This is a genomic window from Cryobacterium sp. N22, from assembly GCF_002929555.1.
Taxonomy (GTDB): domain Bacteria; phylum Actinomycetota; class Actinomycetes; order Actinomycetales; family Microbacteriaceae; genus Cryobacterium.
The window spans coordinates 46666-53434 of sequence record NZ_PJJP01000016.1; the positions used below are offsets into that span (position 1 = coordinate 46666).

The window sequence follows — 6769 nt, forward strand, 5'->3', positions numbered from 1 at the left end:
TTCCAGTACGCGAGCTACACCGAACGCAGCACCGCGACGACCTTGCCGAGGACCTCGGCGAAGTCGCCCAGGATCGGCTCGAAGTTGGTGTTGCGGGGGAGCAGCCAGGTGTGGCCGTCGCGCTGACGCAGCACCTTCACCGTGGCCTCACCGTCGAGCATGGCGGCGACGATCTCACCGTTCTCCGCGGTCTTCTGCTGGCGGATGACCACCCAGTCGCCATCGCAGATGGCGGCGTCGATCATCGATTCGCCGACGACCTTGAGCATGAACAGCTCGCCCTTGCCCACCAGCTGGCGGGGGAGCGGGAAGATCTCATCGATCTGCTGGTCGGCCATGATCGGGATACCGGCGGCGATGCGACCGACGAGCGGCACCATCGCCGCATCACCCACCTGGATGCCGGACTGGTAGTCGTCGGCGGCGCCGGGCGTGACCTCCTCAGAGGACTGGGGGAGCTCGATGAGCACCTCGAGTGCGCGGGGCCGGTGCGGGTCACGGCGCAGGTATCCGCTCAGCTCGAGCTGGTGCAGCTGGTGGGTCACGCTCGACAGCGAGGACAGGCCGACGGCGTCGCCGATCTCGCGCATGCTCGGCGGGTAGCCGCGGTCGCGTACCGAACGCTGGATGACGTCCATCACGGCGCGCTGTTTGTCGCTCAGGCTCTTGCGGCGTCGCGTGCCGCCCTTGTCCCGAGGTGTGCTCTGTTGTGCCACGTTGTCGCTCCTCTGGTTAGTCGGTTCGGGGCTGGTGCTGGTCGAGCTGGTGGGGCTGATTCTGGTGCTGGTGCGACTGGGACTGTGCTGGCTCATGGTGCCAGCGGACGGGTCCGGCCGGCGCCCGGGTCGCAGTGTCGGTGGTGTCTGTTTGAGTACAGCTACCCGATCGAAACTGTAGCCACAGGGCGGCAGTTCGTAGACATGCATTCGAGTGTGTTGCGGAAACTGTCTCCATAATATCCGGAAACAGGGTTGATTGTTCGAACACTCGAAGATATATTCGGAACATAGATTCGTATCTGGCCCTCCCGGCCGAGGGCCAGATACGTTAACAGGAGGTTTGACATGAGCGCAGCATATGCAGTGAAGCCCGGCTCGATCACCCACGCCGCGGCCAGCCACACCCAGGCCAGCCACGCCCAGGCCAGCTACAGCCGGGCCACCCCGCCCACCACCCACCTGCGGCTGACCCGCCGCGGGCGGGCCGTCTTCACGACCCTTGCGGCGGTGCCCCTGGTGCTCGGCGCCATCGTCATCACCGTCAACGGCGGCATGGCCGCCGCAGAGGGCACCGGGGGGATCGGCGCGGCCGCGTTCGACTACGTCACCATCGAGGCGGGCCAGTCGCTGTGGCAGTTGGCCGAATCGGTCGCCCCCGCGCAAGACCCGCGCGATGTGATCGCCGACATCGTCAACCTCAACCAGCTGTCCTCCGAGGCCGTGCAGCCCGGCCAGCGCCTCGCCCTGCCCGCCGACTACTGATCCGATCGCCCGGCGCCGCCTCGTTCAAAGAGGTCAGCCGCGGCGCAACTAAGCTTGTTCGGGTGACCAGCCTCGACGACCTGCCCCTGCGTGCCAACCTCCGCGGACAAATCCCCTACGGAGCCCCCCAGCTGCACGTGCCGGTGGCGTTGAACGTCAACGAGAACACCCACCCGATTCCGCCCGCGGTCGCTTCCGACATCGCGGCGGCTCTGGCCGAGGCCATCCTCACCGTCAACAGGTACCCGGACCGGGAGTTCACCCAGTTGCGGGAAGACCTCGCCGGCTACCTCGGCCACGGTCTCACCCGAGACAACATCTGGGCCGCCAACGGTTCCAACGAGGTGCTGCAGCAGGTTCTGCAGGCCTTCGGCGGCCCGGGCCGGTCGCTGCTCGGCTACGCGCCGACGTACTCGATGTACTCGATCCTCGCGTCCGGCACCGATACCCGCTGGATCCCCGGCGGCCGTGACGCCGACTACGAGCTCTCGCCGGAGACCGCCGCCCGCTGGGTGCACGAGACCTCACCAGACATCGTCTTCCTCTGCTCGCCGAACAACCCGACCGGCACCCCGCTGTCGTTGGCGACCATCGCGGCCGTCTACGACGCCACCCCGGGCATCGTCGTCGTCGACGAGGCCTACGCTGAGTTCGCGCCGGACGGCACCGACAGCGCCCTCACCCTGCTGCCGGGCCGGGAACGCCTGCTCGTGTCGCGCACCATGAGCAAGGCCTTCGCCTTCGCCGGCGTGCGGCTGGGCTACCTCGCCGCCGACCCGGCGGTGACGGATGCGCTGCGCCTGGTGCGGCTGCCGTACCACCTGTCCGCCCTCACCCAGGCGGCCGCCGTCGCCGCGCTCGCGCACACCGGCGAGATGCTCGCCATGGTCGACGACATCCGGGTGCAGCGCGACCGCCTGGTGACCGAACTCGCGGCCCTCGGCTTCCTGCCGCTCCGCAGCGGAAGCAACTTCGTGTTGTTCGGCGGGGTCGCCGACCCGCACGCGATCTTCGCGGCACTCCTGGCCGAAGGCATCCTGATCCGCGACGTCGGAATCCCCGGCCACCTGCGGGTCTCGGCCGGTACCGAAGCCGAGACGAGCGCGTTCCTGGCCGCCATCGCACGGCTCCGGCCGTTAGCCGAATAAACTAACGCCATGAGCAACGTCACGCCCTCGCCTCGCCGTGCCCACCTGCAGCGCGAAACGAGCGAATCGAGCATCGACCTCTCGATCAACCTGGACGGCACCGGGGTGAGCGACATCCACACCAGCGTGCCGTTCTTCGACCACCTGCTCACGGCATTCGCGAAGCACTCGCTGACCGACCTCACCGTGCACGCCAAGGGCGACATCGACATCGATGTGCACCACACCGTCGAGGACATCGGCATCGTTCTGGGCCAGGCCATCAAGCAGGCCCTCGGCGACAAGGCCGGCATCTCCCGTTACGGCGACGCCCTGGTGCCGCTGGACGAAGCCCTCGTGCAGGCCGTCGTGGACATTTCAGGCCGGCCCTACCTCGTGCACACCGGCGAGCCGGCCGGCTTCGAATTCCACCTCATCGGCGGTCACTTCACCGGCTCGATGGTGCGGCACGTCTTCGAGGCCATCGCCTTCAACGCCGCGTTGACCGTGCACGTCACCGTCGTCGGCGGCCGCGACGCCCACCACATCGCCGAGGCCGAGTTCAAGGCCTTCGCCCGCGCCTTCCGCCAGGCCAAGGCCTATGACCCGCTGGTGTCCGGCATCCCCTCGACCAAGGGTGCCCTGTGACCTCGGTCGTCGTCCTGGACTACGGCACGGGCAATGTGCACTCTGCCGTCAAGGCGCTCGAGCTCGCCGGGGCCGACGTCACCCTCACCGGCGACCGCAAGCTCGCACTCGAAGCCGACGGGCTCCTGGTTCCGGGCGTCGGCGCGTTCAGCTCTGTGATGGCGGCGCTGAACAGCGCCCACGGCGGCGACATCATCGACAAACGCCTCTCCGGCGGTCGAGCGGTGATGGGCATCTGCGTGGGCATGCAGGTCATGTTCGAACACGGTGTGGAGCGTGGCATCGACACCGAAGGCCTCGGCGAGTGGCCGGGCACCGTCACAGCCCTGCCCGCCCCGGTGCTGCCGCACATGGGTTGGAACACCGTCACGACCGACCCCGACACGGTGCTGTTCCGCGGGCTGGAAGAGGAACGGTTCTACTTCGTGCACTCCTACGCCGCCCAGGAATGGACGCTCGACGTGATGCCGCCCTTCCCGGTTCCCCGCCTCACCTGGGCCGAACACGGTGCCCCGTTCCTCGCCGCGGTCGAGAACGGGCCGTTGTCGGCCACCCAGTTCCACCCCGAGAAGAGCGGCGATGCGGGCATCCGGCTGCTGAAAAACTGGCTCGGCACCCTCCACGACTAGACAGTCCCCAGCCGGTCGCCCAACCGCGGCCGCACCAACACGAAAAGGTCACCACAGCACATCATGAGCGAGTTCAACAAGACCCCGAAACTGGTCCTCCTGCCCGCCGTCGACGTCGCCGACGGCAAGGCCGTGCGCCTGACCCAGGGTGAGGCCGGCACCGAGACCAACTACGGCGACCCGATGGACGCCGCCCTGGACTGGGCCAACCAGGGTGCGGAGTGGATCCACCTCGTCGACCTTGACGCGGCATTCGGGCGCGGCAACAACACCAGTGTGCTCAAGAAGGTCATCAAGCAGCTCCGTGGCGTGAACGTGGAGCTCTCCGGCGGCATCCGCGACGACAAGTCGCTCGAAGCGGCGCTGAACACCGGTGTCAAGCGCATCAACCTGGGCACCGCCGCGCTGGAAAACCCCGAGTGGGCCGCCAGCGTGATCGCGCAGTACGGCGACGCCATCGCGGTGGGACTGGACGTGCGCGGCACGACCCTCGCCGCCCGTGGCTGGACCAAGGATGGCGGGGACCTGTGGCAGGTGCTCGAGCGCCTCGAAGAGGCCCGCTGCACCCGCTATGTCGTCACCGACGTCACCAAGGACGGCACCCTCAAGGGACCGAACATCGAACTGCTGCGCGAGGTGATGGAGCGCACCCACCGGCCCGTGATCGCATCCGGCGGCATCTCCAGCCTCGACGACATCGCCGCGCTGCGCGAACTGGTACCCCTCGGCCTGGAGGGCGCGATCGTGGGCAAGGCCCTCTACGCCGGCGCCTTCACCCTCGCCGAGGCGCTGGATGTCTCCGGCGCGTAACCTCGGCTCCACCGGCCGGCCCGACCCTTCCGGCGACTCTGCCGGCGGGTCCGCCGGCGACCCGTCCGCGGACTCCGCCGGCCAGCCCTGGGCGAACCGGTCGCTGGACGACACCCCATTCGCCGACGACGACGGCCTCGCGCCGCCCGCCCTGCTGAACGCGCTCCGGCGCTTCCAGGCGCGCGAGACCGGCGAGGAGGAGGTTGTCGACGCCTTCCGTTCGGCGCGCCTGCTCATCCCTCTGGTCACCGCGCTCGGCGCTGATGACCCCGGCGCCGCTCTGGACGCTGCCGCCGGCCCGCACGGGCTGCGGGTGGACAAGACCCAGGAACTCTCGATCATCACCGTGGCCGGGCCGGACGGCCGCGCCGTTCTCCCGGTGTTCTCCTCGGCCTCGGCGATTCGCCGTTGGAACGCCCAGGCGCGCCCGGTGCCCGCCGACGCCGTGCGGGTGGCGCTGGCGGCGGCGCAGGAGAGCACCGACCTGGTGGTGCTCGACCCCACCGCCGACACCGAGTTCGCGGTGCGCCGGCCCGCGCTCTGGGCGATCGCCCAGGCGGCGCCCTGGACACCCAGCTACGCCAGCCGCTCCGTCGCCCAGGCGTTCGAGGAGTCCATCGCGACCGAGCTGTCGGTGCTGTCGGTGGGCCTGACCGCAGGGGACCCGCACTGCCGGCTGGCGGGACCCGAGCTGATCGTGCGCCTCGAACTCGTCGACGGACTCAACCGAGCCGTGCTGGACGCCACCCTGGCCCGCCTCGCGGCACGCTGGGCGGCCAACGACGTGATCGCCACCGGGGTCGACTCCCTCCGGGTGCAGCTCGTCGCCTCCGCCTGACCCGGCCCGGCCCATCCGTCCCCAGCGGCGGCAACTGTTGCCGCAACGGACAATTGCGCCCGGCACACCGGGTGCAATTGTCCGCATCGGTAACAGATAGGGGCGGCATCCGGGCCGATGTCGGGGGTATCGGCAAGGATGGGGAGATGACGGAGATCCTCCAGCGCCTCTCGCCGGCCACCCGCACGTGGTTCTCCGGCGCGTTCGATGCGCCCACCGAGGCGCAGCTCGGCGCCTGGGACGCCATCTCCCGCGGCTCGCACACCCTCGTCGTCGCCCCCACCGGATCGGGCAAGACCCTCGCCGCGTTCCTCTGGGCCCTCGACAAGCTGTACTCGGCGTCCACCACCGCAGCGGCACCCGGTGCTGCCGACGCCACGGATGTTGCCGTGCCGGCCGCCGCCCGCACCGGTACCCGGGTGCTGTACATCTCACCGCTGAAGGCGCTCGGTGTGGACGTGGAACGCAACCTGCGCGCCCCGCTGGTGGGTATCGGCCAGGCCGCCGAACGGCTGGGGCTGGCACCGGTGCGGGTGACCGTGGGTGTGCGCAGCGGCGACACCCCCGCCGCGGACCGCCGGGCACTGGTGAAGACGCCGCCCGAGATCCTCATCACCACCCCCGAATCGCTCTTCCTGATGCTCACCTCCGCCGCCCGCGAGTCGCTGCGCGGCGTCGACACCGTGATCATCGACGAGATCCACGCCGTCGCGGCGAGCAAGCGCGGCGCACACCTCGCCGTGTCCCTGGAACGCCTCGACGCCCTGCTCGCCACGCCCGCGCAACGCATCGGCCTGTCCGCCACCGTGCGGCCGGCGTCTGAGGTGGCCCGGTTCCTCGGCGGTCAAGCCCCCGTGGAGATCGTGGCACCCAAGAACGAGAAACGGTTCGACCTGCGCGTCGTGGTGCCCGTCGACGACATGACCCAGCTCGGCGCCGTGCCCGCGCCCGAGGGCGCCACCTCCGCCGCCACCCCGCAGACCGGGTCGATCTGGCCGCACGTGGAAGAGGCCATCGTGGACGCCGTGCTCGCGCACTCCTCCTCGATCGTGTTCGCCAACTCCCGCCGCCTGGCCGAACGGCTCACCGCCCGGTTCAACGAGATCTACAGCGAGCGGCTCGCCGCGGCCGAGGAGGCCCAGCTGGTACTCGCGGGCGGCCCGGCTTCCGGGGGAGCAGCCGGCGCCCCGGCCGGCGGCACCGCATCCGCCGCCCGACCGGCCGCCGCACCGCCGC

The 6769-nt window shown here is 69.9% G+C and carries 8 protein-coding genes; 7 read left to right on the forward strand and 1 reads right to left on the reverse strand.

All coding sequences use genetic code 11. The features are described 5' to 3' along the window. Positions 1-14: 14 nt before the first annotated feature. Complete coding sequence (gene lexA, locus CXY76_RS01325; RefSeq protein ID WP_233199502.1) at positions 15-638, reverse strand: transcriptional repressor LexA; 624 nt, start codon at positions 636-638, stop codon at positions 15-17. A 426-nt stretch (positions 639-1064) separates the two neighbouring features. Between lexA and CXY76_RS01330 the strand changes: the two genes are divergently transcribed. From CXY76_RS01330 to CXY76_RS01360, 7 genes are all read left to right on the forward strand, one after another. Continuing rightward, positions 1065-1481, forward strand: coding sequence for a LysM peptidoglycan-binding domain-containing protein (locus CXY76_RS01330; RefSeq protein WP_146073328.1), 417 nt, complete (start codon positions 1065-1067; stop codon positions 1479-1481). Positions 1482-1543: 62 nt separating this feature from the next. Further along, positions 1544-2629, forward strand: a complete 1086-nt coding sequence (locus CXY76_RS01335; protein ID WP_104162474.1) for a histidinol-phosphate transaminase — start codon at positions 1544-1546, stop codon at positions 2627-2629. A 9-nt stretch (positions 2630-2638) separates the two neighbouring features. After that, positions 2639-3256, forward strand: a complete 618-nt coding sequence (hisB, locus tag CXY76_RS01340; RefSeq protein ID WP_104162475.1) for an imidazoleglycerol-phosphate dehydratase HisB — start codon at positions 2639-2641, stop codon at positions 3254-3256. Next, on the forward strand, positions 3253-3885 hold the full coding sequence (hisH, locus tag CXY76_RS01345; protein WP_104162476.1) for an imidazole glycerol phosphate synthase subunit HisH: 633 nt from the start codon (positions 3253-3255) through the stop codon (positions 3883-3885). The genes hisB and hisH overlap by 4 nt, the downstream gene beginning before the upstream one ends. Before the next feature lie 63 nt (positions 3886-3948). Further along, positions 3949-4695: a bifunctional 1-(5-phosphoribosyl)-5-((5-phosphoribosylamino)methylideneamino)imidazole-4-carboxamide isomerase/phosphoribosylanthranilate isomerase PriA gene (gene priA, locus CXY76_RS01350; RefSeq protein WP_104162477.1), complete on the forward strand. Its 747-nt coding sequence runs from the start codon at positions 3949-3951 to the stop codon at positions 4693-4695. Then, a complete protein-coding gene (locus tag CXY76_RS01355; protein WP_104162478.1) occupies positions 4679-5533 on the forward strand; it encodes an SseB family protein in 855 nt (284 codons plus the stop codon). Before priA ends, CXY76_RS01355 begins: the two co-directional genes overlap by 17 nt. A gap of 146 nt (positions 5534-5679) precedes the next feature. Continuing rightward, positions 5680-6769 (forward strand): DEAD/DEAH box helicase (locus CXY76_RS01360; protein ID WP_146073329.1); only part of this gene is annotated, 1090 nt, incomplete at its 3' end.